We start from the raw sequence: 25,758 nt of genomic DNA, 5'->3' as shown, positions 1-25,758 counted from the left end.
AATTAGTGTTACATATTTTTCTTTTTCTAATCCTTTTCCACAACATATATTATGTTCAGGGAATAAACTATAACAACTCTGTTTATTTTATAGTAACTAATCAATCTTTTACATCTTTATTGTATCGTAATTCTTCTCCTATATTATCATTTCAAGGAATAGGTTATCTCTATGAATATAATAACTCACTTTTCGTAATTGATGATAACGGAAATAGTTTGGATGTGTTCATATCTTATAACGGTATTAGTTTTCATGAAGAGAAACTTGTTAACGAAGGCTTTATAGAGGGAGTCCCCTTATTCTCATTGGGTTTTGTAGCTATTATTAATAATGGATATTTACAAGTTTATAACATATATAATGATAAAATTGTCATTAATCAAAGTTATTTTGGTGAACCATTCGCTTTTTATTATCCTTATCTTATTTCTGGTTACATTGGAGGTAATGGTATTGAAGCTTATGAATATAATTTAGCCTCTAATACCTCAATTTACTTAGGAATGTTAGAAGGTATAAATTTCTCGCCCAATGGCTCATTAATCGAAATTAATGATAGTAAGATAGTAATCGGAAAGGAAATTATTCCCCTTCAAGCATTTAGCGGAGGGGACAATTATATACAAGAAGATTATTACAATGGTTCCTTATACGTTTTAGTATCAAGCATATTTCAAAATAAATCTGAGATAGAACTTATAAGAATTGATAATGAATACCAGGTTAAATATCTAAGTACCCTTCAAGGAGCCTATATTCCTACCTCAATAATATTTGAAGATGGAAAACCTTACGGAATATTCATAGATACCACAAACAATAATGCATATGAAATTTCTTTATATTCTCAAAAGGCTACCGGTAATCAGATTCCAGTCTCGCTTTACATTATTATCTTTATAATTGTAGTTATTGGCATTGTAATTCTGATTAAAAAAATTAGAAGTTAAAATAATCAGAATCAACTATAGGTTTAAAGATAAGATAGTAAATTAATACCAGAAAGCCTATAATTGTTAATCCAAATAAAGTATAATACATCATAGGTTGTCTTACATATTGAAGAAAATATATTGCAGCTGCAAATGCAATTCCTATAGTTCCCATATGTACTAATGCCCTATATGGTTCTATTTTCACTTTCTCACCCAATTTCCACTAATTAATGCTATAATATATGGTATAGTTTCAAAGCTTAAAATAATTACTGGAGGTGCTACTAATATTGCTTCTAAAATTCCATTCACAATAAAATACATAATCATCAGTGTTAGTACTCTTAATTCTTCTCTTGATATTACATTTAAGTCTATATGCAAAGATTCAATTATCTCGTTCTCACTAATTCCAAGTAAAATAAGTGTGAATACGCCAGAAAATACTAAAGAGTAAACCATTAATCCAAATATAACGAAATGCTCAAGCATATCCGCTTGCTCTCCTTACTCTTTGATAGAATGAGATATAATAATCTAACATAGTCTGAGTAACAATAGGTTTTACAGTTTTCAACGCTTCTTCAAAATCACTCATTGTGAGCTCAGGTTTTTCGTTCTTTAGTTTTGCTCTCCTAATTGCTAATAATACGGCCTTATTTACTATTCCTTTAATCTCAGCTGGAGTATAATTTTCAGTTAATTTTGCTAATCTTTCGATATCAATTTCTTCGTGAGGTCTATTATTTATAAGCCTTGAAAATAAGGCAATCCTAGTTTGGTAATCGGGTGGAGGAACATAAATTAACTTTTCTAATCTTCCCGGTCTTAATAGAGCAGGATCTATAATATCCGGCCTATTAGTTGCAGCTATGACAACTACTTTTTCCCTTCTTTTACTTATCCCATCCATTTCAGTTAATAATTGGCTAACAATCCTATCAGTTACTTTATTTGGATCAGCTCCCCTTGCAACTGCTATTGCGTCTATCTCATCAAAGAATATAATAGTTGGTGAGGATTGCCTAGCCTTCTTAAATACTTCTCTAATAGCTCTTTCAGTCTCCCCTACCCACATGCTCATTAATTCTGGCCCATTTATTGCAATAAAGTTAGCACCACTTTCATGTGCAACAGCCCTAGCTAGCATAGTTTTTCCAGTACCAGGTGGTCCGTAAAGAAGTATTCCAGAAGGTATTTCTGCTTTCATTTCCTCGTATAACCCTGGATCCTTTAATGGCCATTCTACTACTTCCTTTAGCTCTAGTTTAATATCTTCTAAACCTACTATGTCTTCCCATGTCGTATTAGGTATTTCAATTCTGAATTCTCTTAAAGCAGAAGGTTCAACATTCTTTAATGCCTCATCAAAATCACTCATCGTAACTTGCATACACTCTAAATTACCATTACATCTATGATAAGCACTTAGTACTGCTTCTCTCACTAAAGCTTCTAAATCAGCACCGACAAAGCCATGGGTTCTCTCAGCAATTTTTTCTAAGTCTACTTCTCTTGATAAAGGAACTCGCCTAGTATGTATTTTTAATATTTCTAATCTTCCTTGCTTATCTGGAACGGGAATTTCTATTTCTCTGTCAAATCTACCCGGTCTTCTTAATGCTGGATCTAGAGCATTTGGTCTATTTGTTGCACCAATAACCACTACTCCACTGCCACTAGTCAAACCATCCATTAATGTTAATAACTGTGCTACAATTCTTCTATCAGTTTCAGAAGCTGTAGTGTCTCTATTCGGTGCAATGGCATCAATTTCATCTATGAAAATTATTGATGGAGCATTTTTCTCGGCTTGTTCAAATATATCTCTTAGCCTTTTTTCACTCTCACCATAATATTTAGAGCCTATTTCTGGCCCACTTATATAAAAGAAGTTAGCCATAATAGTATTTGCAATAGCTTTTGCAATCAAAGTCTTTCCAGTACCTGGAGGACCATAAAGGAGGACTCCTTTAGGCGGTCTTAAACCCAATATTCTAGCTACCTCTACTTTTGTTAAAGCTAATTCTACTATTTCTAGTAATTCCCTTATTTGTTTTGATAAACCTCCAACATCATCAAGGGTAACATAAGGAATATTTTTCTGAGCTATTCTGATTGATTCTGGAGCTATATTTATTCGAGTCTCACTCGAAATATAACCAACTTCCACTTGTGGGGAATAAGAAATTACTGCAAAAGTTCCTTCTTTTGATTCTAAAGTTATACCTCTGGTAACTAATCTTCCTCTTAATTCTAAGTTTAATTTTCTTAGATCGTAATTCTTTTGTTCTGAGGGTGCCAAAGTTATTTCTTTTATAGAGGAAACTGAAACTTTCCTAACTGGTACTCTTTCACCACTCCTTATCCCTAAGAGTTTAAGTTTATTTTCACCAATAACGATACCATCTATTTTATTATCGGAACTTTCTTGTACATAAAAAGGAATTTGTCTATTTCCCAAAAGGAGTATTACATCACCGGGTAATAATCCATAAGACTGCATAATGTTACTACTGACTAAAGCAACATCTTGCTTAACTCTTCCTTCGTATACTCTTACAAAGAAAAACTGTTGCGAAACCATAGTATCTTTAAATACTATATCATCTAACAATTTAAATAATTATATAATACGTTTATAATGAAGTGTTACTAGATCAACAGAAATAAATGATACGATAAAATCATTTTCTAAAATCGAACTCCTATTTCACATAATTCGCAGTACGAATAATGGTAAAGAATAATTTAATTTTTATTCATATTTATAAGCTGAGAATAAATTCCTAGCTTTTGTGGTTTATTTGTTAAATCTAAGAGTGATGTCTCCTCAAAACCTATCTATGTTATGCAAACTTTTGCTAAAATAACGCATTATTATAAATTCGAACCTATAATTCATGGTTTTAGTTATCGATTTTATAGGATTTAAGGTTTAATTTAAGTATTTAAATTAAAGGATTTTGTGCTTACTAATTACGTAAGCTCTGATTTTCCAACGTTAAAATAATCTAATAATTTTCAGATATACAAATTATAACTCAAACTTATAATATAGATTATACCTAGAGATATACATTAAAGGAAATAATTACGGAATTTAGTATATCAATTTTTCAAGTATTCGATAAAAACTCTTTTCTATTTTCCTCCTACCATAAACTAAAGTTATGAGTTAGAGCTTCCTAAGTCTTTGTATTCTCTTCACAATATTTCCATGAAAATATAACTATGATTATATTACCATAAAAATACAAAAACATTTTCACTCGATTATACTATCAAAGTCTATATAATATAGAGTTTCATAACCCTTTTAATACCGGAGAATGTTATTACCACGTTCTCTATTGTGATGTCCTCTGTTTAGCGGGTGTGCATTGTTATAAGAATTATACAAAAAGTAAGTAATTACTATATACTCATCTTTTGTATGTTTTACTATTTCAGAATTTAACCTCATAAATTGAGTTATCTTCATGAAAGATTATTCAAGATAACTTCTCTAGTTCAGTAAAAGTTTTTACTTTAGTTAATCAATATTCATGTGTGAATGAGCCTTATAAGAGCTTGCTAGAGAAGCTAACTAATCTACTCTTACAAGAATTCGGAGATAAGTTAATTTCTGTAGTAGTTTACGGGAGTGTGGCTAGGGGAGATAATAGGAAAGACAGTGATATAGATTTACTTCTAGTTATAAAGGATCTACCTAGAACGTTAACTGAAAGGATAATGCTCTTTGTAAAAGTTGAGAGTAAAATGGAGAGTGAAATCGAAAGACTTATGGATGAAGGATACTACGTGACTTTTTCTCCTATTATTAAAACCCCAGAAGAAGCAGTAAAATTTTCTCCTCTTTACATGGATATGACCGAAGATGCGGTAATCCTTTATGATAAGGATAACTTCTTTAGAAGGGTACTAGATGAAACTAGGGAAAAATTACAGAAGTTAGGTTTCGAAAGGGTTTGGTTATCTAAAAAGGTATGGTATTGGAGGAAGAAGGATTACAAGCCTGGAGAAATAATTGATTTCGGGTGATTTCTTGAATAATGATAATCTTGCTAGATCTTATGTCAGACAAGCTGAAGAGAGGATAAAACATGCAAAAGAGGCATTAAATGAAGGCAATTATCCCTATACGGTTAGACAATGTCAAGAAGCTGTAGAATTACTTCTTAAAGCGTCATTAAGATATGTTGGTGTAGAACCTCCTAAGCTTCATGATGTCGGATATATACTTAGGAAAGAGAAAAGCAGATTTCCTCAATGGTTTCAAGAAAAAATAGATGAGTTTGCATATTATTCTAAAGTTTTAAGAAATGAAAGAGAGCCTGCTATGTACGGGGATGAGGAAACAGGTGCTACTCCAGAGGAATTATATTCAAAATTTGAGGCGGAGAGTGCTATTAATATGTGCGATAGTGTTTATGAATATGTTAAAAAACTCATCAAATAGCTCCATACTTAGTTGTGGTTTAAAGAGTAATCATATTTCTAATCTATAATTACTCAATTATAAATTATGGAAAAGAGCTTGCTCTTTACAGTCCAAAAATACTTTACAGAGTGATATCGAAGCCCGTATTTAAAGGTACGTGACTTCAAATAACTTATACTAGGTCATAGTTTAAAGGGAAACAATAAGCCTTCAAATTATAAGGAAAAGTACTTGCCCTTTAAAACCTCAGAAAATATAATTAAGAACAATCGGGAAGATTTAAGGTTTGTTGATTATTTTCTCAATAATAAATACAAATGCTAGTTCAGTTCCTTGATCGGCTGACATTAAATAGATCTCTATAAAGGACTAGTCTCACATAATATTTCTGCACACATTATTAGTAAGAAAAATTAAGCGGTGGCATTATGTAGTTCTTTTTAAATAATATAAATAAGATATACAAATTTAAATAATATGGACGAAATAAGCATTAGACTACCTAAAAAGGTAATTTATGATGATGGTACTTCTGAGATTTTGTCTAAAGATTACGTAAAGGCGGAGGGTAACTTAAGGCTTTATACAAATGATATTAAAAGGCTTCTAAGAGACTTAAAAGAATCTGGTTTTAAGGAAACTCTTTTAGAAATAAGAAAGGGTGAAAAATACTCTCTATCTAAGAAGATAGGAGTTTGGGAAATACATGTGAGGATTTACCCAGATGGTTTTATAGATTCTCATTTAGAATTGAGTAGAGAATATTTTCAACACTTAAGTTTTCCTTCAGTTTCATTTGCTTATGAGCTTCAACTAATGCTTCCGTATCTAGAACTATATAATCATGATAAGAGAATTCTAAGAGTTGAAGAATTTTATGAAGAAAAATTGGCTCCACCTAAACATGTAATTCCATGGAAGCCTGTAGCAATTTCTCTTCCATGTAGAATTTACTTTATATTTAGAAGAAGAGAGTTTACGTAGAATATTCCGTTTGTACCTCACTCCTATTGTAGTCAATTATTCTTTATAATTTAGCCCTTAATAGTGAGCCTATGAACTCTTTCTAGCTAAATTTAGCATCTCAAACTCTCTTTACTAAGCTCTTCAAGCTATAATACTCCTATAGTAAATATTCTCTATTTTTAAAGATATAATATTTGCCTTACTAATAATATATTACAATCTACAAAAATATAATTTATTCTTCGCTTAGCTCATCAACTTTCTCTGGTAGAATTTCTTCTCTTTCCCCTTTACCAATAAGAACTTCTAACGGATTCTTAGCCTTCCTTCTTAGTAAAATCTCACTATCATTTAATACTATAACTTCAAACTCCTCATTGGGCTTTAAATTAATTTTCTCCCTAACTTCTTTTAGGTATAGTTATCTGAAACTTTCTTGTTAACTTAACCATAATGAAGTATACATATATGTAATATTAAAGCCTTTAATATCATGAAAGTATTAAGCTAATGCATGTCTTGGAAATATACTTATACTGCTTTATAGTTGGGTTATTCGAGTTATTAACTAAATTCTTAGCTGAAATGCTAAGAAAACAATGAAAATATAGTGTCTATTTCTATTTACTGAGCATTTATTGCATTGATTAAGAATAAAGGTGAATTAAGGTTTAAAGCCAGTTAGAAGATTCTGAATTATAATCGGATAATGTTTTTTATTATTAAATTGTGAGCTGACAAGATCTTTAACTAACTTCAACGTAAATTGCATTTCTCTTTCTCACAGCCATAACTAGTAGTATCACCATTGAAATTGCGGTGAACAGCGAGGCTATAATTTTAATATTTAACGAAGCAACCACTGGTACAACAACTCCTCCTAATGCTGCTGTATTTAAAGCTATTCCTATACTTCTTGCAGTTGCTCCATATACTGAGGCCAGCCTTGGAGCGATAGCATTCATTCCTAATCCAAATGCTGTGAAAATTACTAAAATATAAGGCAATGAAGTAATGAAGAATAAAACTCCGCTTATAGCTGAAACTGAAGTGTATATTATAGCAGTTCTAGTTTCACCTAAAAATCTCGAAATTGTTGGCATTAATATATACATTGGTATTGAAACTATATATCCTAGAATTAGCCAGCTAATTCCGCCTTCATCTTCAACTATTGAAGGAGCTAATTGTAACGCAAATGCTGGTTCAAAGGAAAAGAAGAAAATTAAGATTGACGACACTGAAGGTAAGGAGAACTTATCTTCTTCTACTTTAAAGTTTAACAAACCTTTATACAGTAACGAGAAAGGTATAGTAATTATCCCGGAGATGGCAATTAGGCTCCAATTTTGTAATGTTAAATAGGAAAATGCCCCCATTATCCAACCAAATGCCCAACCGCTCATAGTTAGTGCAATTATTATCTTATTCCCGCTTCTCATTGCTTGTTCAACAGCTAGTGATGTAGCTATTCCAAATGCAATTCCCACTAATAATCTCAAAGGTATCAGTAATCCTAAGACGCTTATACTGCTACCTAAAGAAAAAAGCCCTAATGCAATAATTGAAATTAAATAAGTTAACCTAGACCCAAGCGTTGAAACTAATCTCTGATATAATAATGAGCCTATTACTCTTCCGCCAAACGGTATAGATACTATTAAAAATGATAACCATTGAGGTAAAGTAAATTGGTTTACTGTAAATGCTGGTGCAACTAATACATAAGTTGCCAAAGTGTATGATATAACTGATGTAAGGGCAATTGAGTGTTTGTTTAAGCTCATACTGGTCAAGTATAAGTAAGTTTACTAAAATATAAACTTAGAATACGTAGTATATATTATTGTTTTTAAATTTGAACAATTATCTTGATGAATATGATAGATTTAATACACTTTTTATGAAAAGTTTAATTCCAACAGTTGACCATTACCTAAGTACATATATGCAGCAGTAGTGTTCTCTTCTATCTTGTAGCCAAGGATTAGCAAAGTAAGGTTATTTATCCCAGGTGGAATAGATGAGCCATATTCTTCACTCCCGTTAACTATTACAGTAATATTATAACCTGGGATTGTAGTATCTCCTTGCCGTATATAACATATAGCAATAGCTTCTTTCCCGCTATTTTTAGCGGTTAAATTTATGTATTCTGTAGCGTTTATACCTAATTTTTGCTCAATGGGAATTTTTGATTGTCCAACTTTTACGTTCCCTATTATATATACAGTTCCGCTACTGCTTTCTTTAACATGAGTAATAAGCAATGGAATGAGACCTACAATCAGAATAACTATAGGTATTATAAAATATATTTTTCTCATAAGATAATTAAAGTTTTTAAAGTTTAAAAAATCGACTTTATTTTAATTAAGAGATATCCTGGCTTCTCTTTGTCATAAATTTAGTTTATACGAAATTAACGTTAAATCTCCTATAGAGAGAATAATGTTATCAGCTTAGGAATTCCCTTGCTTTTAATACCACTAAGGCCACTCATATATGTTAAATATTACTCCTATAATGTTAGGGATTGTTAGAATGCTTTGAAATATGTATCTGTATGAAGAAATCATGCTCTTTTTGAGAATTATGTTATGAATCTACAACGAGATATAATAAACTAAAGTAATCTAATAGCTATGTGAATTTCTTTGTATAACTAATCCAACTATAATAACTAAGTTGCTGTTCTTTTTAATCCTTCAAGTATCATATTATTGTATGGAGACAAAAATACCAAAAATTGAGAAGCATAGAAATGCCTATATAAAAATCAGAGTAATCGAAAGCTTAGATGAACTAGCCTTAGCTTTAAAACTCCTTAAAGAGGGATTCAGTAGGAACTCGGCAAGTAAGATTTTCCTTTCATGGAAGGCATTAATAAGCGCTTTAACAGTCATGAACTTAGAAAAAATGCCCAGAGACGAAAAAGAAAAAGAGTGGTACTATAAATCTGGCTTCCTCGCTCCAACTACTGGATTAAAAGGAATTTCACAAAGACTTGAAGAGTTAGGGTATAAAGTGAATCATTTAACTTCTACTGCTCTTGAACTACATAGATATGCTTATAATGGACTATATAAAGGAGCAAGCGACTACTCAGACAGAGAAGAAGCGGTAAGAGATATTCTTCAGTTAGCCAAAGATATTCTTACTAATGTAAGGGAATTATTTAAGGATTACTGGGATGAAGAAATCGAACAACATTATAAAATTGCAGAAAAAGAAATGAGTTCTTAAGCCAAGTTAATTCTAAGAGCTGTAACTGATAGTGAACTTTTTGTTAAGATTAAAATTACGTTTTATAGTCAGTATCGTTAATTGAAATTAAGGTTATGTTATACATAATTTATTAACGAATTTTTACGAGATTTATTTAATATCTTCTTACCTAACAGAAGTGACACTTATCTTTAATTTTGCAATTCTGTTAACATGCTAACCCTATCATTTCAGCAATTCCGCATAATTTATCGTAAACCCCGAACTTTTTAGCTTTTTCTTTTAGCCCTTCGCTTAAGCCGTGATTTAACAGTATCGCGATAACATCCTCTTCATCCTGGCTACTACCATAGATAAGTTTAGCCACTACGATATCTTCCTTACTTTCAATCCAACAGTGGATTCCTAAAAGTTCTCCTCTAATCCTTCCATTAAGGACTTCGTAATCAAGTTCGTCCTTAGCAAATTTCAAATCAACATGAAAAAAGACATCTTCGGGGAAAAATAGCGTAACTCTACCCCTCTCTTTAAAAGCCTCTAATAACTCACGCTCCGAAAACTCAAAACCTTCATCCTTTAGCGACGAGACAAGTAGTTCTACTTTATCGGTATCTACAACTACATCAATATCTTGAGTTACTCTGTTTCTACCATAATGAATTGCAACTAAACCTCCTACTATTACGTATTTACAATTAGCTTTCTCTAACGCTTCTACTAACCTCTGTAGGGCCTCAGAGATCTTCTCCATTCTCTCACCTTCATTAAATGTTCTCTTGCTTTGTTTACATCGCCGTTAAATGCTTTAAGGTATTCTTTCTCCCATATTTCATAAAGTTCTAAGAAAATCTCTTCAGACGTTTTACCAGTCCTCTTCTTGATTTCTATCTCAGCCTTTATATCATCTACCCTCTTCTTAAATCTTTCATAAGAACCAAAAGGCTTAATTATTTCATCGTAAATTTTCTTATCCATCTCAAAGGATACTTTCTAACAATAAAATAAATTTTTAAGTAGCTACCGGTGCAGAAATCCTCATACTAATTTTTCCTTGTTAAATTTAGGCTTTTCTTAAAAGTGAGCTACCCCGCCCTGAAGGGCGGAGCTTCCTGCTTCATAGCCCCACCTTGCCCGTAGCTTTTCGCTACGGGTAGAGGGTGGAGCTCCACAGGCACTAAGGATTGCTCCCACCCCGATCTCTTCAATATGTTTAAGCAAGCGTTATAGTCACGATCAGTAACCCAACCGCACTTAGGACAGCTGAACACACGGTCAGTCAAAGTTAACTCCTTCTTTACGTACCCGCATTTAGCACACATCTTTGAAGTATATGCTGGATTTATTAACAACAGTTTCTTTCCATATTTTTCCAATTGATATTCTAGTATTCTCTTCAACTCATGGAACGCAACATCGTATAACCTCATCCTCAACTTCCTTTCTGACTCCTCCACCAGTTGTTTAACATCTATATCCTCCATTACTACAACATCATAATGTTGTGCGAACCACTTACCCAACTTCATATAGAAGTCTTGTCTCAAGTTCTTCAAGTGTTCATAACCCCTAGCCAACTTCACTTTTGCTTTAAACCAATTTTTCGACAAGAACTCTTTCCTCGAGAGAACCTTGTGGAGTTTCCTTATCTTCTCAAGTGCCCTCTCATAAGGTCTCAAGTTAGGGAAATAGAATCCATCACTCGTGGTTAGAAGTTTCTCTACCCCAACATCTATTGCAACTACCTTACCAGTCTTTGGGAGTTGAGAGAATCCAACACCTTCAACCATGAAGGAGACATATACTCTCTCTGAACGTGTTAGTTTAACTACCACCCTCTTTACTTTGTCAAGCGGGAAGTCCCTATGAACAATGACCTTAAACACGCCGAGATTTGATAACCTCAATAACACCAGCTTCTTCTTATTCTTCCTACTCTTAGTCCTTATTTCCCTGCTCTCAAGTATTTTCCATCCACTTTGTGGGTAAACAAGAGAGTAGTACTTATGGGGTTTCTTCTCCTTAGGAAAGTGTGCTAGACCTTTGAAGAACCTATCCCTAGCATCGTAATAACGATCGGCAATTTGCTGTACTACTTGTGAGTAGAGTTGTTGGTACTCCTTATCTTGCTTTCTTAGATCTAGAGCGAGCTGTCTTAACTCCGTTTGTGTAAGACCCTTTCCGTCCCTTTGGTAGAAATAGATATCTGCCCAGCGTAGGGTGTTGTACATCTCACATGCTAACCTCAACTGGGCTTTTAACGCCCTAATTGTTTGATCGTCAGCATACGCACGAAAGCGGAACCCTACGTTGGGCATTAATAAAATGTTCGAGAGTGGATTAAAAAATATTTCTACAAAGGGGGCTATCCATCCCCGCCTTAAAAGGCGAGGTTTTTCGCCCCCTTTGAACCCCTAAACTTTATAAACTGGGTAATAGTACATCACCTATAGCACCTATCCATCCCCAGTCAGCTGGTGTGTAAAATACGTCTTCTTCTTTTGGTGTCATTTCGAAATAAAGTTGATAAGTTGGAATATGCCCTAATAAAAATCTATGAGCATGAAGAACTCCTTTTGGTGCACCAGTACTACCCGAAGTATAAAAAAGTTGAGCGGGATCTTCACTTCTAGTATTTATAGCGTCATATATTCCAGAAGTTTTCTTGATATCGTCAAATTCGATCTCATTTTCTCTATCAGCTTCGCTATCAACTACTATCTTAGTTACATCTTTTAACCTCTCTCTAACTTCCTTTCTTGAACCTTCCATTATTATGACTTTCGCTCCGCTTTGTCTTATTCTATACTCTACAGCATCTACTCCCATTAATGGAGAAATAGATAAAGTAATAGCTCCAAGTCTATATATTGTTAAAATGCTTATGATAGCTTCAACTCTAGGTTGTAAGTACACACCCACTACATCACCACTTTTCACTCCATTTTCTTTCAAAAGTGTCATTAGAGAGTCACTGAGCTTTTTCAATTGTGAAAATGTATAAACAGAGTGATTACCCTCTTCATCCTCATAATAAACAGCTACGTTATCTCCTAATCCTTCTTTAATTTTTCTATCTAATATTGCTTCTCCTATATTAAAATAAGAGGGAACATTCCACTTAAAAGTCCTTGCTAGTTCATCATAATTATGGAATCTATTTTCCCTTAAGTCAATCTCAAACATAATAAAATTATCTTGTTTTTAGTATATAACTATTATTATGATATTAAACAAACATTTAATAACGTTTTTTTGGCCATAAAAATAGTATGTATAGGGTTATTGAGCTAGGGCATGTAGTTGCTGCACCTTTTGCAGGAGAAATTTTACGGCATTTAGGATTTGAGGTAATAAAGGTAGAAACTTTACAAGGTGATTTGAGTAGGAAGGATGACGTTTTGGGAGATTCAATGTTTATTTTCAATAATAGAGGTAAGAAATCAATTTCTATAGATTTAAAAAAGGAAAAGGGCAAGGAAATTTTTCTAAAGTTAGTTAAGAATTCTAACGTTTTAATAGAGAACTTATCTCCTTACGCGATGGATAGACTAGGTTTATCAGATGATGTAATATTTTCTGTTAATCCCTCCCTCGTATATTGTTCCTTGAAAGGATATCCTAAGGGAAAATACGAAAACTTGCCTGCTTTCGGTACTATAATTGAGGCTGAAAGTGGGATAATGGATGCAAATGGAAGGGCTAGATTACCTGCTTCAATAACTGACATGAATGCTTCTACATATTGTGTGATCACAATTTTATGGGCATTACTTATGAATAAGCCTGGGCATTATAGAGTTGATATAATTCAAAGTAATGCTGTTTGGTTAGGCTATTATCTTATAGCGTATCAAAAATTAGGTAAGCTATTTGAAGGAGGAAGCGATGAATTACCCTTCTGGGCTCCATACGAATTATTCAAGAGTTCTGATGGAAGAGAATTTTACTTAGCAGTAAGTGATAATACAAAATTTGAGAAGCTTTGTAAAGCGTTAGGGTTAGTTAATCTCTTAAATGATGAAAGGTTCAAGAATAATGCAGATAGGGTGAAGAATAGAAAAATCTTGCATGAAATATTACAACAGAAATTTAGTTTAATGAGCTTAAATGAAATAATAGTGATTTTGCGTAATAACGATATTCCGGTAGGTAAACTAAATAGTGTGAAGGATCTAATTAGTAGTGAGGGATTAGTAGAGTGGGAAATGTTTAAGAACATTATGATACCAAAGCTCCCATTACCCGGATCTTTAAATAATCAAAATGTACCAGATTTAGGAGAAGATACTTTACGTATATTGAAGGAGTTAGGATATTCGGAAAACGAGATAGAAAAAATGATTAAGGAAAAAATAATTGCATTTAATATTTAGTAATAGAAGAAATTTATTGAATCATATAATTAGAATAAATAATGATATATATAAGAAAATGTTAGTAGTATCGTCATTATGGTATAAATTATATTCCTATGACTATTTCTCCTTGTAGAGTATAAGCTTTAGATATCTAAAATTATTATTAGACTTCGTAAATAATATTTATAATCTATCGATGACACTGTTCATTTTATTATTTAGTTTACTTAAGTATTAGTAGTAGCATTTAAATGTTACTATTACAATATAAACTTATGAAAGTTGTAATTTTAGGCGGTGGATTTGCTGGAATATCAGCTAAATTATCTTATCCTAACTCGATACTAATAGATGAAAATGATTTCGTAGTTAATACTCCTAAGTTGATTGAAGTTATAGAGAATAATGATTTAGAAATTTCTCATCCGTTAATTCGTAGAAAGGTCGATCTTAAAGCCAAGGTTTTAAAGGTTGATTTTAAGGAGAAAGAGGTTATTACGACTGAAGGAAAGGTTAAGTTTGATAAATTAATAATCTCCTTAGGTTATGAGCAAGACCTAAGTAAGATAAAGGGAGCTGAGAAATATACAATTGGGTTCACACTACAAGACATAGAGAAAATAAGAAAATTTAGAGAGGGGTCAACTGTAACTATACTCGGAGGAGGGGCTTTAGGCATCGAATTAGCTGGGGCTTTAAAGAGGAGGGGTTTTAACGTTAATCTGATAGAAGCAGAAAAGAGATTAGTACCTTATTTATCCCCTAATTTTTCTACTGAAGTACAGAAGGCTTTAGAGGAATTAGGGGTAAACATTATCTTAAATGGAAAGGTTGATGAGGTTAAGGAAAACGAAGTTATTACAAGTCAAGGAGTAATAAAGACGGACTATACAATATTTTCAGCCGGATTTAGTGGTCCTAAGATAATAAAAGAACTAGGATTAACAAACAAGAATAATAGAATGTTAGTAGACGAGTATTTAAGATCTGTAGATTATGAATTTGTTTATGGTGCAGGAGATTGTGCGAATTTTAAGAACGGTTTTATTCCTCAATCAGCCCAAGTAGCTTCTCAAACTGGAAGTGTAGCAGTAAAGAATGCTGTAGAAGGTGATAATATCGTTTTCAAACCCAATCAAAAGGCTATAGTTTTAAAAGTTGGTGATGAATATATAGGATTATTTAAAAATAGTGTTATAAGAGGTGCTTTATCGAAATTGGTGAAGATTTATGCGGTGAGTAGTTTTGAAAGTAGAGTATCTAAGTTAAATGCTTTATCTTTTCCCTATCTTCAAACCTAAAAGATTGATACTTCATTATTATGATATTAAGCCACTCTAATTTACTGATTATTTTATCATTAAATTCTGAATATAAGTTAGATAACGTTTATTTTTCCTCTTTCTACTATATTGTATTATGACAAAAATTTCTGAAGTAGAGGCCATTTTATTAGGTAAGGAAATAACTAGTGCAAAATGGGCATCATTAATGATCTTAGTAAGAGTTGTTACAACAGATGGAATGATTGGTTATGGGGAGACGGTAACAGCTTTAAGAGCTAATGCTGTAGTAGATTTAGTAAAAAAGATTAATAAGGTTATGAAAGGAAAAGATGTCTTTGACTTAGAGAAAAACAGGATGGAGTGGTACAAGCAGGATTTTAACATGTCTATCTCACTAGAATCAACAACAGCTTATAGTGCATTTGATATAGCATCATGGGATATAATTGGAAAAGAGTTTGGAGTACCGATTTATAAACTTCTAGGTGGAAAATATAGGGATAGGATAAAGCTTTATGCTAATGGTTGGTACCAAAATGCCGTAACCCCAGAGGATTTTGCTGAGAAAGCTAAAGAAGTTGTTAAACGTGGTTACAAAGCGTTAAAATTTGACCCTTTTGGCTCATATTTTCACTTTATAGATAAAAAAGGTTTGAAAGAGGCTGAAGAGAGAGTTAAAGCTGTTAGAGAAGCAGTTGGTGATGATGTTGATATTCTTATTGAGCATCATGGTAGATTTAATGTAGATAGTGCTATTGAGATAGCTAAAATACTTGAAAAGTATAATCCCTTATTCGTTGAAGAACCCGTACACCCAGAAGATGTTGAGGGATTGAGAAAATATAGGTCTTTTACAAGGCTTAGAGTTGCATTAGGTGAAAGGATAATTACAAAAAATCAAGCGTTAGAGTTTATGAAAGAGGGACTTGTTGATTATTTACAGATAGACTTATACAGAATAGGTGGCGTTACTGAGGCTAAGAAGGTTGTTGGAATTGCTGAGGTTTTTGATGTAATGATTGCTTTTCATAATGCTCAAGGACCAATATTAAATGCTGTAACTCTACAATTAGATACTGTAATACCAAACTTTTTAATTCAAGAATCTTTCTATGAATGGTTTCCTTCATGGAAGAGGGAATTGATAAGGGATAGTACTCCCGTAGAAAATGGAGAAGCCCTAGTGCCAGAGAAGCCTGGAATTGGAGTTGATTTCAACGAGAAAATGATAGAAGAATTAAGAGTTAAAGAGGAGGTTTTTGAACCTGGCGAACCATTATGGGTAGTAAAAGGAACTTGGAAAGATTATTAAAGAGTGAAGTAGCTGAGTTAGAAGGTTTCATACTTTAACGGTAATTAAATATAATTGGTAAGATTAATGTTGAAATATCGACTAAAGAACGGTAATTGTACTGTGAAATTAAGAAGTTAGCAATGAGAGTTAATTATCACTCAAATACTCTTGTGTATTTAATAAAAATTTCCATATTGGTATGAATTTTATTTCTTTTGTTTCATCCTCATAGTCCCAGGTTATTACAAACTTTTTACTCGCCTTAATCTTATTTAATCCTTCAATTTCTCTCTTAGGTATTTCGTCCTTCCCAGAGGCATAAGTAACCTGGATTGCCTTATCCTTTACTAGAAAATCTATTTCGTAATTATTACTCTTCACATAAAACAGTTTTTCTCCCATTCTAGATAGTTGTAATGCAACTAAATTTTCCATTATCCTACCTTTCGAATTGTCTAAAGCAATTGAAGATATAAAACCTGGGTCTATTACGTAAACTTTCTTTGGTGATGTCATACCCTCTCTCGGCTTACCAGTAAATCTTTCAGACGTTATTATTACATAAGCATTTACAAGACCGTTAAACCACTCTTCAACAGTATTATTACTAAGTTTAAGTGTTTTAGACAATCTTGATAATGAGACTTCATTAGAGAAATATTTTATAATGTTTACTGCAAACGATCTAAATAATTCAATCCTCTTTATTTTTAATCTCTGTACAACGTCCTTATAAACTATATCCGAAAATATTGTGAAAATAAAATCTTCGGATATTTTCAATACTTCTGGGAAACCTCCTTCTATAATGTAATTTTCCAATTCCCTTTTGATTACACCTTCCGAGGAAGTAGTATATGTATTCTTTACTCTTTCAATTCTAACCCCCTTAAATCTCAGATACTCCAAAAAAGAGAAGGGAAATAAAGTAAAGTTTACGTGTCTTCCAGTTAGTGCAGTTGCAAGTTCACCAGAAAGCATTTTTGAATTACTTCCAGTTATAACTATTTTTTTACCTTCTTCCCTTAATCTACTTACGAATAATTCCCAGCCATCTACGTTATGAATTTCGTCAAAAAGGAAGTACTCCACTTCGCCAAATAGCTCATAAATAGCTTTTTCCAACTTGTGTAAATCCTCAACCCTTATCCCAGCCAATCTATCATCATCAAAATTTACGTACCCGAAATTTTCTCCTCTTAATAGCATTTCAGCTAATGTTGATTTACCACTCCTTCTAACACCAAGTATTGCTAAAACGTTAGGCTGAGAAAGATATTTTTTCAAATTTGGAATATCTCTCTCTATAATTCTTTCCTTTTCGAATTTTCTTTCTAATCTTACTTTCTGATCTACAAGCACTTGTTTTATTTCACTCACAGTATATATTTTCCCTTAATTCTTATAAACTTATGCAGTATAGTGAATAATTTTACCGTAAAACTTATGCAGTATAGTGAATAAGATAAATTGAATAAAAAAACTTAAAGTATAATTAATCAATAAGATCTAAAAACGTCGAAGAGCTCTAGGTAACAATTCTCGGTCTATTCACTTCTCCTTAGCAAATTGTAATATTCTTATAGAATTAGAATAATTTTATAATTGATTATATAGCAGTTATTCTACTTTAACGTAACTTAAAAGTTTTCATCAAACCTAGAGCACCACCTAAACGATTTTCAACGAACCGGAGAAACTCCTCAAGTTAAGGGAGCTAATCAAATCTCTAACCGTGTTAACCACCATCACGAAGAGAAGCAAGTAACCTTGAAGCCTCTTCCTCTTTAAGAAAGAGGAATCTTGCATACCAAGAGCCTTAATATCCTTGTGAAACTTCTCTATCTCCCACCTAATCCTCCAAGTCCTCTCTATCTCCTCATCACTCAAGCTAAGATCAGTAGAGTACAAATTCAGCCTATTAGATTTATATTCCAGTATTAACAACTTTATAGTAATAACTCGACTCTCAAGGGTTAGGTCAGCCAAGTAAGAGCCTGGAGGGAGATCTCGGACGTGGATGTGCCCCTCCACATCCAACGTCCCCCCTCCCTCCAAGCACCTAACCCTTAAGAGCCTCCTATTAGACCTCAACTCAGAAACAACACTACCCCTCACCAACTTCTCAGACCAATACCAAGAATCAAACACAACCCTAGCTATAGTGAATTTACTCTTGAGTATCTCAATTATTTCTGCAGCCATCTCTATCTTTGTCTTGAATTCGCTCACCATCCCGCTTTCCCACATTTTTCTTGTTGCGTATGGGAATGCGCCGACCAAGTAGTTTTTTCCCGTGGCTAAGTCGATAAGGCTATTGTGAGTATTTGTATTCCTGGTTCGAATTTCTTGTGTGTGGAGCAGTAGAAGATGTAGTTCCCGTGTTTGCTTGCTATTTCTTCTATTCTTGAGTAGGGTTTGTGGTCGAATGTGTCGTCTATTATAATCACTACGGGTCCTACTATTGTTTTGCTTAGTGTATTAAGGTAGTGTTTCCATGCTTCTTCAAGGCGTTCTAGTGCTTCTAATAGGTTTGTGTAGTTTAGTCCGAATGTTATTGCTGTGTTTCTTATGCTTGCTCTTCCTCCTATTAGTGTCATGAGTGTTAGGCCTAGTGCTACTTTTCTTTTGAGTCCCTTCATTCTAAGTATTCCAACTAGGTGGTTGAATGCCTTGATGAATTCGCTCCTTGCAACTTCTAGTTCCTTCTCGTTCTTCATACTTTTTAATCAATTATGTGGTAAATTAAAAACTTTATCGGTAGTACTGAAAGTCTTGTATTACCAAAGGAAAGTAGAATAACTGCTATTTATAATTTACCTCATTAGACTTTAAGAGAAAGATTTATATTTGTAGAGTATGGAAACGCTTTCGTTAGCTTAAATTCCCTTAAGCCTCTTCCTTTAAATGCTTTAATTGAAAGAGATTATCTTTCCCAATAACGAATCTTATCATAAATAAGATAACTATTACTTTATAAGATTTATTAATTAACAAAATTTCATTAACATTCTAATTATAGACTAAAATGTTAATAAGTAGAAAACAAGTCAGAGGAAATTTTAAAAGGAGAAGTTTAATGTATACAGTAAGATATATCCTACCGAGACGGTTAAAGTAACTCATCTAAAGAGTATTGGTAAAATGTTCTTTTTTACATATTCTAGAACATTTAGTTCATGCTCCTTCATAAGTTGATAAGCTTTATCGGGATTCCTCTCTATAATAGACGTAACAATTTCGCTGTGTTCTCTTAATTCTTCCTCTCTCCTCTGAAAACTAGTAAAAAGTGTTACCCTAACTATTTTTAATTTTAATCTTATATTCTCTAATATATCAACCAGAAATTTATTATGAGAAGCTTCACTTATAGTTCTATGAAGTTTTCCATTAAGTTCAGCTAAAGTCAAAGGCTCAGCATCTTCCTTCACTCTTTTTATCTCCTCTATGATGTCTAGCATTTTCTTTAACTCCTCCTCAGTACCCCTAATAGAAGCTAACTTACTTGCTTCAGCCTCTAAAGGAATCCTAATTTCATAAATTTGAATTATATCTTCTGCTGATAAAGGAATAACAGAATACGACTTCCCAGATTTTATTATAATACCATCCCTCTCTAATCTAGCTAAAGCTTCTCTAACTGGTGTTCTACTAATATTAAGAGTATTTGCCAATTCATCTTCCTTAAGCAAATTCCCTGGTTTATACTTGCCGTTTATAATTAAATTCAAGATCTTTTCGTATGCCAATTGTGATAAAGACACGATAATTAACTAGGAAAAAAAGTATTTAAGATTATGTTGCCAGATCAGCAAATTTCAAAATCCTCAGTTTTCTAGTGAAATTATATTTTTCGCGTAATATTTCCTCATTTAATGAAACATCCTCTGGAACCTTAACTAAACCATTATTTATTTTGAACTCAGCGTTAAACAGTTCTGAAGGAATTTGCGCTAACGGAAACTCAACTTTAACTATATTCCTCTTAGCTAACGCAAGTTGTAGAGTGTGGAATAGTGCTATTCCAGACCTCTGAGGCCTTAAATGTGGGATGATTTTTACTCCGTAACTCTCAGCTAAATCAATAACTTTAATCATCTTCAAGTAACCGCCAATTTTAGAAATATCCGGTTGCACATACTCAACCCCACTTTCAATTAACTTCCTAAAGTTATGAATAGTATACTCATTCTCCCCAGCAGATATTGGGAATTTTTCTGCTAAACGCTTTAAATTATCATAATCATTTGGAGGATAAATCGGTTCCTCATACCATTCAATCTCATAACGGTGGATCTTGTTTAAAAATGATAATGCCGATGAGTAATCAAAAGCAGAATTAAAATCAATGGCTATCTTAATTTCAAAACCAAAAATCTCTCTAATTTTCTTCAAAGCATCTTCGATCATCTGAGGTTGTTGATGTAGCTTTACAAGAGTAAAGCCCCTATCAATTGCAACTTTAACTGCATTTATAATATCATTAATCCTCTTGTATCTGGGAAAACTAGCGTAAACCGGAATATAATCTCTTACTTTACCTCCAAAGAACTCATAAATTTTCATATTCCTCATCTTTGAAAAAGCATGCCATAATGCAGTTTCAACCCCACCAATAGAACCTAAGGTTACACTACATAGTCCCGCAGAATATAGCATTTTCTCTAACTTTTCAACTACCTCATTTATTGAGACAACTTCTACATTTTCTAAATAAGGAATAATTAAATCCTCAAAAACACCGATATAAGCTGAGATAATACCACTGCCAGCTATTAGAACCTCACCATAGCCAACATAATTACTTATGTTAACTTTTGTAAATAATTGTACTCCCCACTCATCAACCCATTCTGGCATTGGATTATCTATATAAGGTATTGATGCTGGTAAAATAGAAACCTTCATTTTTTACGCACTTATGTATAGTTTTATAGGAGAAAACTCATCATGCTGAAGTACTTCTGCTGATGTTAATCTTCCATTCATTACCCTTAAAGCATAATTAAATATTCTTTCTCCAGCCTCTTTTAATGAAACCTTAAGTTGAAGCAAGTCTGAGACATCAACATCTATATGTTCCGCCATTGTTGTTACAGTTTTAGGATTTGCCGATATTTTTATTACCGGAATAATAGGATGACCAACAACATTTCCTTGTCCAGTCGTGAATAAATGAAGAACAGAACCTTTTGCTGCAAATAACGTTACTGCTTCAGCTGCAGCAGAAGACGTATTTACGAAACATAAGCGAGATGATCCAGAAGGAAGGGGATCTAAGTAGTCCAATACACATGTGATTGGTTTTGTGCCAAGTTTCTGTATATTCCCTAAAGCCTTTTCTTCAATAGTAGATAAACCGCCTTTAATGTTTCCTTCTGTAGGCTGAGAGCCTAATAGATCAACTTATATAAAACATATTAGTCAGATCTGTGTAATACAGATCTGACTGGGGTGTAGGCCGTTGACTTCCTTGGGCTTGAAGCCCGTCGGTGAGCTTGGCCTCCTCCAATTCGGACCGGAAGTTGGGCAAAAAGCCCGAATAAAACATAAGGGTGAGTATACATGGAGGCCCCAGTCGCAGGAATAGACGTATCAAAAGATAAATTAGTAGTATATTTCCAAGGCAAATACTACGAGTTTCCTAATGATAGGCAAGGTTATGAGGAGATAATTAAGATCTTGCCTAAGGGTTGTAAAGTGGGTATTGAAAGTACTGGAATTTACCACATTAACCTAGCAAAGTACTTGATGGGAGAGTATGACGTTAGGATTATTAATCCCTTCATACTCAAGAAGTTCAAGGATTTTAGGGGTAAGAAGAGTGATAAGAATGATGCTAAAAAGCTTGCTGAACTAGTTGTAAGTATGGGTAGTGAGTTTACAACAAGTGATGCTAGGGAGTTAACTAGCCAATGGGATTTTGTTACTAGGAGTATTGCTAGGGTTAAGAATAGGTTGAGGAGGGATTTGATACTTTTGGGCTATAAGGATAGTTTGTCCAAGAAGAACTTAGAGGAGGTTTTGAGGGGTGGGGATAGTATTGTCTTGGCTGAGGTTAGGTTTCTTTTGGAGGAGTTGGAGAGACTTGAGGTTAGGAAGAGGGAGATTGAGGAGAAACTTGAGGATCTTGTTCCCAAGGATAGTTTGATTTTCACCATTCCTGGTATTGGTAAAACCTTGGGTTGTATAATTTTGGCTAGGGTTGGTGATATTAGGCGCTTTAGTGATAGGAAGAGGTTTGTTGCTTATTGTGGTCTTGACCCAGTTATTGAGTCTAGTGGTAAGAGTGTTGTTTCTAAGGGTATTTCTAAGAGGGGTGATGCTGTTTTGAGGAGAGCTTTCTATCTTGCAGCTTTAACTGCTATTAGGGTTAATCCTGTTATCAAGCGTTTTTATGAAGAGCATAAGGGAAAGTTGAAGGGTAAGAAGTTGATTGTTGCCTGTGCAAGGAAATTAGCTGTTATTACTTGGGCTGTGCTGTATTATAATAAACCATTTGATGCTAGCGAGTGATAAGGAGAGCCTTACTTTTCCATAAGTAGTGTGGACTATGCTTAATTTTTGATGGAAAGGTTTTTATACCGGAAGCTCCTTGAGACTCAATAAAGCTAACATATTCTTTATAAATCTTCATAAATTTCTCTCTTAATGCTGGATCTGGAATCCTATTAGCTACTATGTCCTCGGCTCCAGTTAACTCTGAAGTCTCGCCAAATAGAACGGTAGCCTCATAATCAATTAGTCTATCCACAGCATAGCCTGTTGCGGGATTTGATGCTAAACCAGATGTTGTATCACTCTCTCCACACTTTATACTTACAACAATTGATGATAAGTCAACTTCTGTCCTTTGTTTTTCGCTAGCATATTGGACGAATTCTTTGGCTTTTCTAGATGCTTTTTCGATTACCCTTAAATCTCCATTTCCTTCAATCGGAAAAACTTCCACTGGTTTACCGGTTTCAGCAATTTTGTCAGCAACTTTATGAGCCCAGTTATCCTCAATTCCAATAACAATAGCTCCAGCAACATTCGGATTTGCTCCAGTCCCAGACAATATGTGGAAGAGTAAATCTAAATCTTTCCCAAATTGTAACCTACCATAAGGATGAGGCAAAGCAATCGTACCCCTAATAATTCTTGAAACTGCTACAGCTGCACTATTTGATAAATCGTCAACCGGTATTATTGCAACATGGTTCCTTATTCCAACACTCCCATTTTCTCTAATATAACCTTTAATAGTAACCTTTTCCATTTAAATCACCTCTTTAAATTCCCCCACCTAATCGATTTTATATTATGTATATGAACGTGCTCACCAACTTTAATATCGGATATAGCAATCCCTATAGGTCTTCCATATTTAATAGCGACATCGCCCTTCTTTATATTAGTTGATGCAATTTTATGACCTAATGGTATATCATTAAGAGCCTTAATTCTAGGACCTATTGCCATATCCTCGATATAAACTCCTTCAACCTCTTCTCCAGCCTTTATATCCACTACAGCTACTCATACATTGTCTTGCTTGTTGTGAATTAGAAAATGTGGCATAATATATAATCTTGTAAAAAAGTATATATACTTAACTGTATACATTAGCTAATGTTACTCGTATAATGTAATCTATAATTGTCATTAATTTCTTTACTTATATAAGGCGTAGATTTTCTTCCTGTTGGTACTCGTTTTAGCCCCCCTTTATTTACTCAAGGGGTTATAACAAGATGAGATTTTTTCCTTATCTTTAATATTGGGGGTGTGTTCTCAAACAGTCATGAGATTCGATAATTTCTTGTAGTATTGCATCAGTTTACTTCTAATATACTGTATCCTATAGCGAAACCTACTAAACTTCTACGTAAAATGAGGAGAAATGAGTTTGTAGCTATCGCAGATAGCAGAGCGAATACAGCATACATCGCACCATCTGCAACTAGTAGTGATTTTCTTCCATATTTATCAGTTATAGGTCCTGCCGCAAGTGCACCGATGCTTGCTAATAATGATGTTCCAGCTGTTAATATTACAACTTCTGGTGGCGTTAAATGAAAAAGAGGTGTAACGTATACAAGCACACTCCCTATTATTCCAGTATCATATCTAAATAGGAATCCCCCTAGTGCATCTATAATAGTTGCTAAAATATGTAGTCTCATAACTTTAGCGTTATCTAATCTTTTTACCACCTCTTCTTAGGGAATTATCATAGTAATTCCTCAAATATTATTGTATACATTTACATATATAAAGTTTAATGGTATACAATGATTGTAAATGTTAAATATTATTGATTAAATCTTTTAGTTATTATACTGATTAAATAGATATTAGATAATATTTGCATAATTCGTTTTTATGATAAATTTATGTCTCATAATATTTTGATGCGTATACATTATAATAAAGATATTAATATCTAATTAGCTCTTTTATTTCACGATAGCCATGGAAATATCTCTCAAAGGTAAAACATGTCTAATTACTGGAGGTACTCACGGAATAGGATTAGCCACAGCAAAACTATTTGCTGAACTTGGTGCAAAAGTAATAGCTTTAGGGAGAAATATTGAATCAGTCAAAAAAGAGAACAATAGTATTCAATTTGTTAAAGTAGATTTAACTTCTAGGGAACAACTCCTCTCATTTATAGAGTGGTATAAAAAGGAAATAGCAACTATAGATTGTTTAATTAATAATGCTTCAACTAATTCCAGATATTCTATACTTAATGTTATATTGGAAGAGTGGGATAAGATGATATCTTTAGTACTTACTGCCCCTATGTTACTTTCAAAAATGGCAGCCGAACTTATGATAAAGAATAGTATTAAAGGTAAAATAATAAACATAGCTGCTATACAAGCTCACTACCCATTGCCGGAATCCTTACCTTATGTTACAGTTAAGGGGGGTCTAATAGCTATGACTAAAAGTCTTGCTGTAGATTTAGGAAAATATGGAATTCAGGTTATTGCTGTTGTCCCAGGACCAATATATACTAAAGGTGAAAAAGTCCCAGAGAAGTTGGATAAAAATGCTGCGACACTTCTGGGAAGAATGGGCAGACCTCAAGAAGTTGCTAACTTGTTAGCTTTTCTAGCATCAGACTATAATACATTCATAACTGGAACCGAGATAATTATAGATGGAGGAAGGATAATAAGCAGAAAACCAGATCCAGAAGAAATTACTTCTGGAGCTGTATAATTTTTTAAAGATAATTTTCGTGTTT

24 protein-coding genes and 4 pseudogenes are annotated in these 25,758 nt (G+C 33.3%); 10 read left to right on the top strand and 18 right to left on the bottom strand.

Features of this window, described 5'->3' with window-relative positions:
* The first annotated feature begins 5 nt into the window (after positions 1-5).
* Complete coding sequence (locus tag D1869_RS13925; protein WP_156015657.1) at positions 6-953, top strand: hypothetical protein; 948 nt, start codon at positions 6-8, stop codon at positions 951-953.
* Here the strand turns inward: D1869_RS13925 and D1869_RS13920 are convergent.
* The 3 genes from D1869_RS13920 to D1869_RS13910 are packed head-to-tail and all read right to left on the bottom strand — an operon-like array spanning position 943 to position 3,525.
* Entirely contained in the window at positions 943-1,143 is a 201-nt protein-coding gene (locus D1869_RS13920; RefSeq protein WP_156015656.1) for a hypothetical protein, read from the bottom strand. The genes D1869_RS13925 and D1869_RS13920 overlap by 11 nt on opposite strands.
* Entirely contained in the window at positions 1,140-1,430 is a 291-nt protein-coding gene (locus D1869_RS13915; RefSeq protein ID WP_156015655.1) for a hypothetical protein, read from the bottom strand. Before D1869_RS13915 ends, D1869_RS13920 begins: the two co-directional genes overlap by 4 nt.
* Entirely contained in the window at positions 1,423-3,525 is a 2,103-nt protein-coding gene (locus D1869_RS13910; RefSeq protein WP_156015997.1) for an AAA family ATPase, read from the bottom strand. Before D1869_RS13910 ends, D1869_RS13915 begins: the two co-directional genes overlap by 8 nt.
* A 965-nt stretch (positions 3,526-4,490) precedes the next feature.
* On the opposite strand from D1869_RS13910, the gene D1869_RS13905 reads away from it, so the two are divergent.
* The 3 genes from D1869_RS13905 (at position 4,491) to D1869_RS13895 (ending at position 6,366) form a co-directional block, all read left to right on the top strand.
* Complete coding sequence (locus tag D1869_RS13905; protein WP_156015654.1) at positions 4,491-4,982, top strand: nucleotidyltransferase domain-containing protein; 492 nt, start codon at positions 4,491-4,493, stop codon at positions 4,980-4,982.
* Positions 4,983-4,986: 4 nt separating this feature from the next.
* Positions 4,987-5,400 (top strand): HEPN domain-containing protein, encoded by a 414-nt coding sequence (locus tag D1869_RS13900; RefSeq protein ID WP_156015653.1) that lies wholly within the window; start codon positions 4,987-4,989, stop codon positions 5,398-5,400.
* 459 nt (positions 5,401-5,859) lie between these two features.
* Positions 5,860-6,366 carry a hypothetical protein gene (locus tag D1869_RS13895; protein WP_156015652.1) on the top strand — a complete coding sequence of 169 codons (507 nt, stop codon included), beginning with the start codon at positions 5,860-5,862 and terminating at the stop codon, positions 6,364-6,366.
* Positions 6,367-6,583: 217 nt separating this feature from the next.
* Here D1869_RS13895 and D1869_RS13890 read toward each other — a convergent pair whose 3' ends face one another.
* The 3 genes from D1869_RS13890 to D1869_RS13880 all read right to left on the bottom strand — a co-directional run bounded on the left by D1869_RS13890 (position 6,584) and on the right by D1869_RS13880 (position 8,675).
* A complete protein-coding gene (locus tag D1869_RS13890) occupies positions 6,584-6,742 on the bottom strand; it encodes an AbrB family transcriptional regulator (protein ID WP_231113821.1) in 159 nt (52 codons plus the stop codon).
* Between the two features lie 352 nt (positions 6,743-7,094).
* Entirely contained in the window at positions 7,095-8,135 is a 1,041-nt protein-coding gene (locus D1869_RS13885) for an MFS transporter (RefSeq protein ID WP_156015651.1), read from the bottom strand.
* Positions 8,136-8,249: 114 nt separating this feature from the next.
* A complete protein-coding gene (locus D1869_RS13880; RefSeq protein ID WP_156015650.1) occupies positions 8,250-8,675 on the bottom strand; it encodes a hypothetical protein in 426 nt (141 codons plus the stop codon).
* A gap of 400 nt (positions 8,676-9,075) precedes the next feature.
* Between D1869_RS13880 and D1869_RS13875 the strand changes: the two genes are divergently transcribed.
* Positions 9,076-9,594 carry a PaREP1 family protein gene (locus D1869_RS13875; protein WP_156015649.1) on the top strand — a complete coding sequence of 173 codons (519 nt, stop codon included), beginning with the start codon at positions 9,076-9,078 and terminating at the stop codon, positions 9,592-9,594.
* 190 nt (positions 9,595-9,784) lie between these two features.
* On the opposite strand, the gene D1869_RS13870 is transcribed toward D1869_RS13875, so the two are convergent.
* The 4 genes and pseudogenes from D1869_RS13870 to D1869_RS13855 all read right to left on the bottom strand — a co-directional run.
* Complete coding sequence (locus D1869_RS13870) at positions 9,785-10,327, bottom strand: DUF6036 family nucleotidyltransferase (RefSeq protein WP_156015648.1); 543 nt, start codon at positions 10,325-10,327, stop codon at positions 9,785-9,787.
* Positions 10,294-10,551, bottom strand: coding sequence for a hypothetical protein (locus tag D1869_RS13865; RefSeq protein WP_156015647.1), 258 nt, complete (start codon positions 10,549-10,551; stop codon positions 10,294-10,296). Before D1869_RS13865 ends, D1869_RS13870 begins: the two co-directional genes overlap by 34 nt.
* A 107-nt stretch (positions 10,552-10,658) precedes the next feature.
* Positions 10,659-11,891 carry an RNA-guided endonuclease InsQ/TnpB family protein gene (locus D1869_RS13860; protein ID WP_156015646.1) on the bottom strand — a complete coding sequence of 411 codons (1,233 nt, stop codon included), beginning with the start codon at positions 11,889-11,891 and terminating at the stop codon, positions 10,659-10,661.
* A gap of 106 nt (positions 11,892-11,997) precedes the next feature.
* A pseudogene (locus tag D1869_RS13855) lies at positions 11,998-12,759 on the bottom strand (AMP-binding protein); the annotation flags it as partial.
* Between the two features lie 86 nt (positions 12,760-12,845).
* On the opposite strand from D1869_RS13855, the gene D1869_RS13850 reads away from it, so the two are divergent.
* From D1869_RS13850 to D1869_RS13840, 3 genes are all read left to right on the top strand, one after another.
* Positions 12,846-13,949, top strand: coding sequence for a CaiB/BaiF CoA transferase family protein (locus tag D1869_RS13850; RefSeq protein ID WP_156015645.1), 1,104 nt, complete (start codon positions 12,846-12,848; stop codon positions 13,947-13,949).
* Between the two features lie 260 nt (positions 13,950-14,209).
* On the top strand, positions 14,210-15,235 hold the full coding sequence (locus tag D1869_RS13845; RefSeq protein WP_156015644.1) for an NAD(P)/FAD-dependent oxidoreductase: 1,026 nt from the start codon (positions 14,210-14,212) through the stop codon (positions 15,233-15,235).
* A gap of 118 nt (positions 15,236-15,353) precedes the next feature.
* Entirely contained in the window at positions 15,354-16,532 is a 1,179-nt protein-coding gene (locus D1869_RS13840; RefSeq protein WP_156015643.1) for a mandelate racemase/muconate lactonizing enzyme family protein, read from the top strand.
* Positions 16,533-16,661: 129 nt separating this feature from the next.
* Here D1869_RS13840 and D1869_RS13835 read toward each other — a convergent pair whose 3' ends face one another.
* The 5 genes and pseudogenes from D1869_RS13835 to D1869_RS13815 all read right to left on the bottom strand — a co-directional run.
* Positions 16,662-17,894 carry an ATP-binding protein gene (locus D1869_RS13835; protein WP_156015642.1) on the bottom strand — a complete coding sequence of 411 codons (1,233 nt, stop codon included), beginning with the start codon at positions 17,892-17,894 and terminating at the stop codon, positions 16,662-16,664.
* Positions 17,895-18,144: 250 nt separating this feature from the next.
* Positions 18,145-19,234: pseudogene (locus D1869_RS13830) on the bottom strand (transposase).
* A gap of 402 nt (positions 19,235-19,636) precedes the next feature.
* Positions 19,637-20,278: a GntR family transcriptional regulator gene (locus D1869_RS13825; RefSeq protein WP_156015641.1), complete on the bottom strand. Its 642-nt coding sequence runs from the start codon at positions 20,276-20,278 to the stop codon at positions 19,637-19,639.
* Positions 20,279-20,309: 31 nt separating this feature from the next.
* The gene (locus D1869_RS13820) at positions 20,310-21,422 is read right to left on the bottom strand and encodes a mandelate racemase/muconate lactonizing enzyme family protein (protein WP_156015640.1); all 1,113 of its coding nucleotides are present in this window, start codon (positions 21,420-21,422) and stop codon (positions 20,310-20,312) included.
* Between the two features lie 3 nt (positions 21,423-21,425).
* A pseudogene (locus tag D1869_RS13815) lies at positions 21,426-21,920 on the bottom strand (D-galactarate dehydratase); the annotation flags it as partial.
* A 159-nt stretch (positions 21,921-22,079) separates the two neighbouring features.
* Here D1869_RS13815 and D1869_RS13810 point away from each other — a divergent pair.
* Positions 22,080-23,030, top strand: coding sequence for an IS110 family RNA-guided transposase (locus D1869_RS13810; protein ID WP_156015639.1), 951 nt, complete (start codon positions 22,080-22,082; stop codon positions 23,028-23,030).
* 46 nt (positions 23,031-23,076) lie between these two features.
* On the opposite strand, the pseudogene D1869_RS13805 reads toward D1869_RS13810, so the two are convergent.
* From D1869_RS13805 to D1869_RS13795, 3 genes and pseudogenes are all read right to left on the bottom strand, one after another.
* A pseudogene (locus tag D1869_RS13805) lies at positions 23,077-23,775 on the bottom strand (UxaA family hydrolase); the annotation flags it as partial.
* Between the two features lie 5 nt (positions 23,776-23,780).
* Positions 23,781-24,026: a UxaA family hydrolase gene (locus tag D1869_RS13800; RefSeq protein WP_231113638.1), complete on the bottom strand. Its 246-nt coding sequence runs from the start codon at positions 24,024-24,026 to the stop codon at positions 23,781-23,783.
* A gap of 305 nt (positions 24,027-24,331) precedes the next feature.
* Positions 24,332-24,712 (bottom strand): MFS transporter, encoded by a 381-nt coding sequence (locus tag D1869_RS13795; protein ID WP_231113637.1) that lies wholly within the window; start codon positions 24,710-24,712, stop codon positions 24,332-24,334.
* Positions 24,713-24,971: 259 nt separating this feature from the next.
* On the opposite strand from D1869_RS13795, the gene D1869_RS13790 reads away from it, so the two are divergent.
* The gene (locus tag D1869_RS13790; RefSeq protein ID WP_156015638.1) at positions 24,972-25,733 is read left to right on the top strand and encodes an SDR family NAD(P)-dependent oxidoreductase; all 762 of its coding nucleotides are present in this window, start codon (positions 24,972-24,974) and stop codon (positions 25,731-25,733) included.
* The last annotated feature ends 25 nt before the right edge of the window (positions 25,734-25,758 follow it).

The organism is Sulfurisphaera ohwakuensis, assembly GCF_009729055.1.
Taxonomy (GTDB): Archaea; Thermoproteota; Thermoprotei_A; order Sulfolobales; family Sulfolobaceae; genus Sulfurisphaera; species Sulfurisphaera ohwakuensis.
This window is presented reverse-complemented; position numbering and strand designations above follow the sequence as displayed.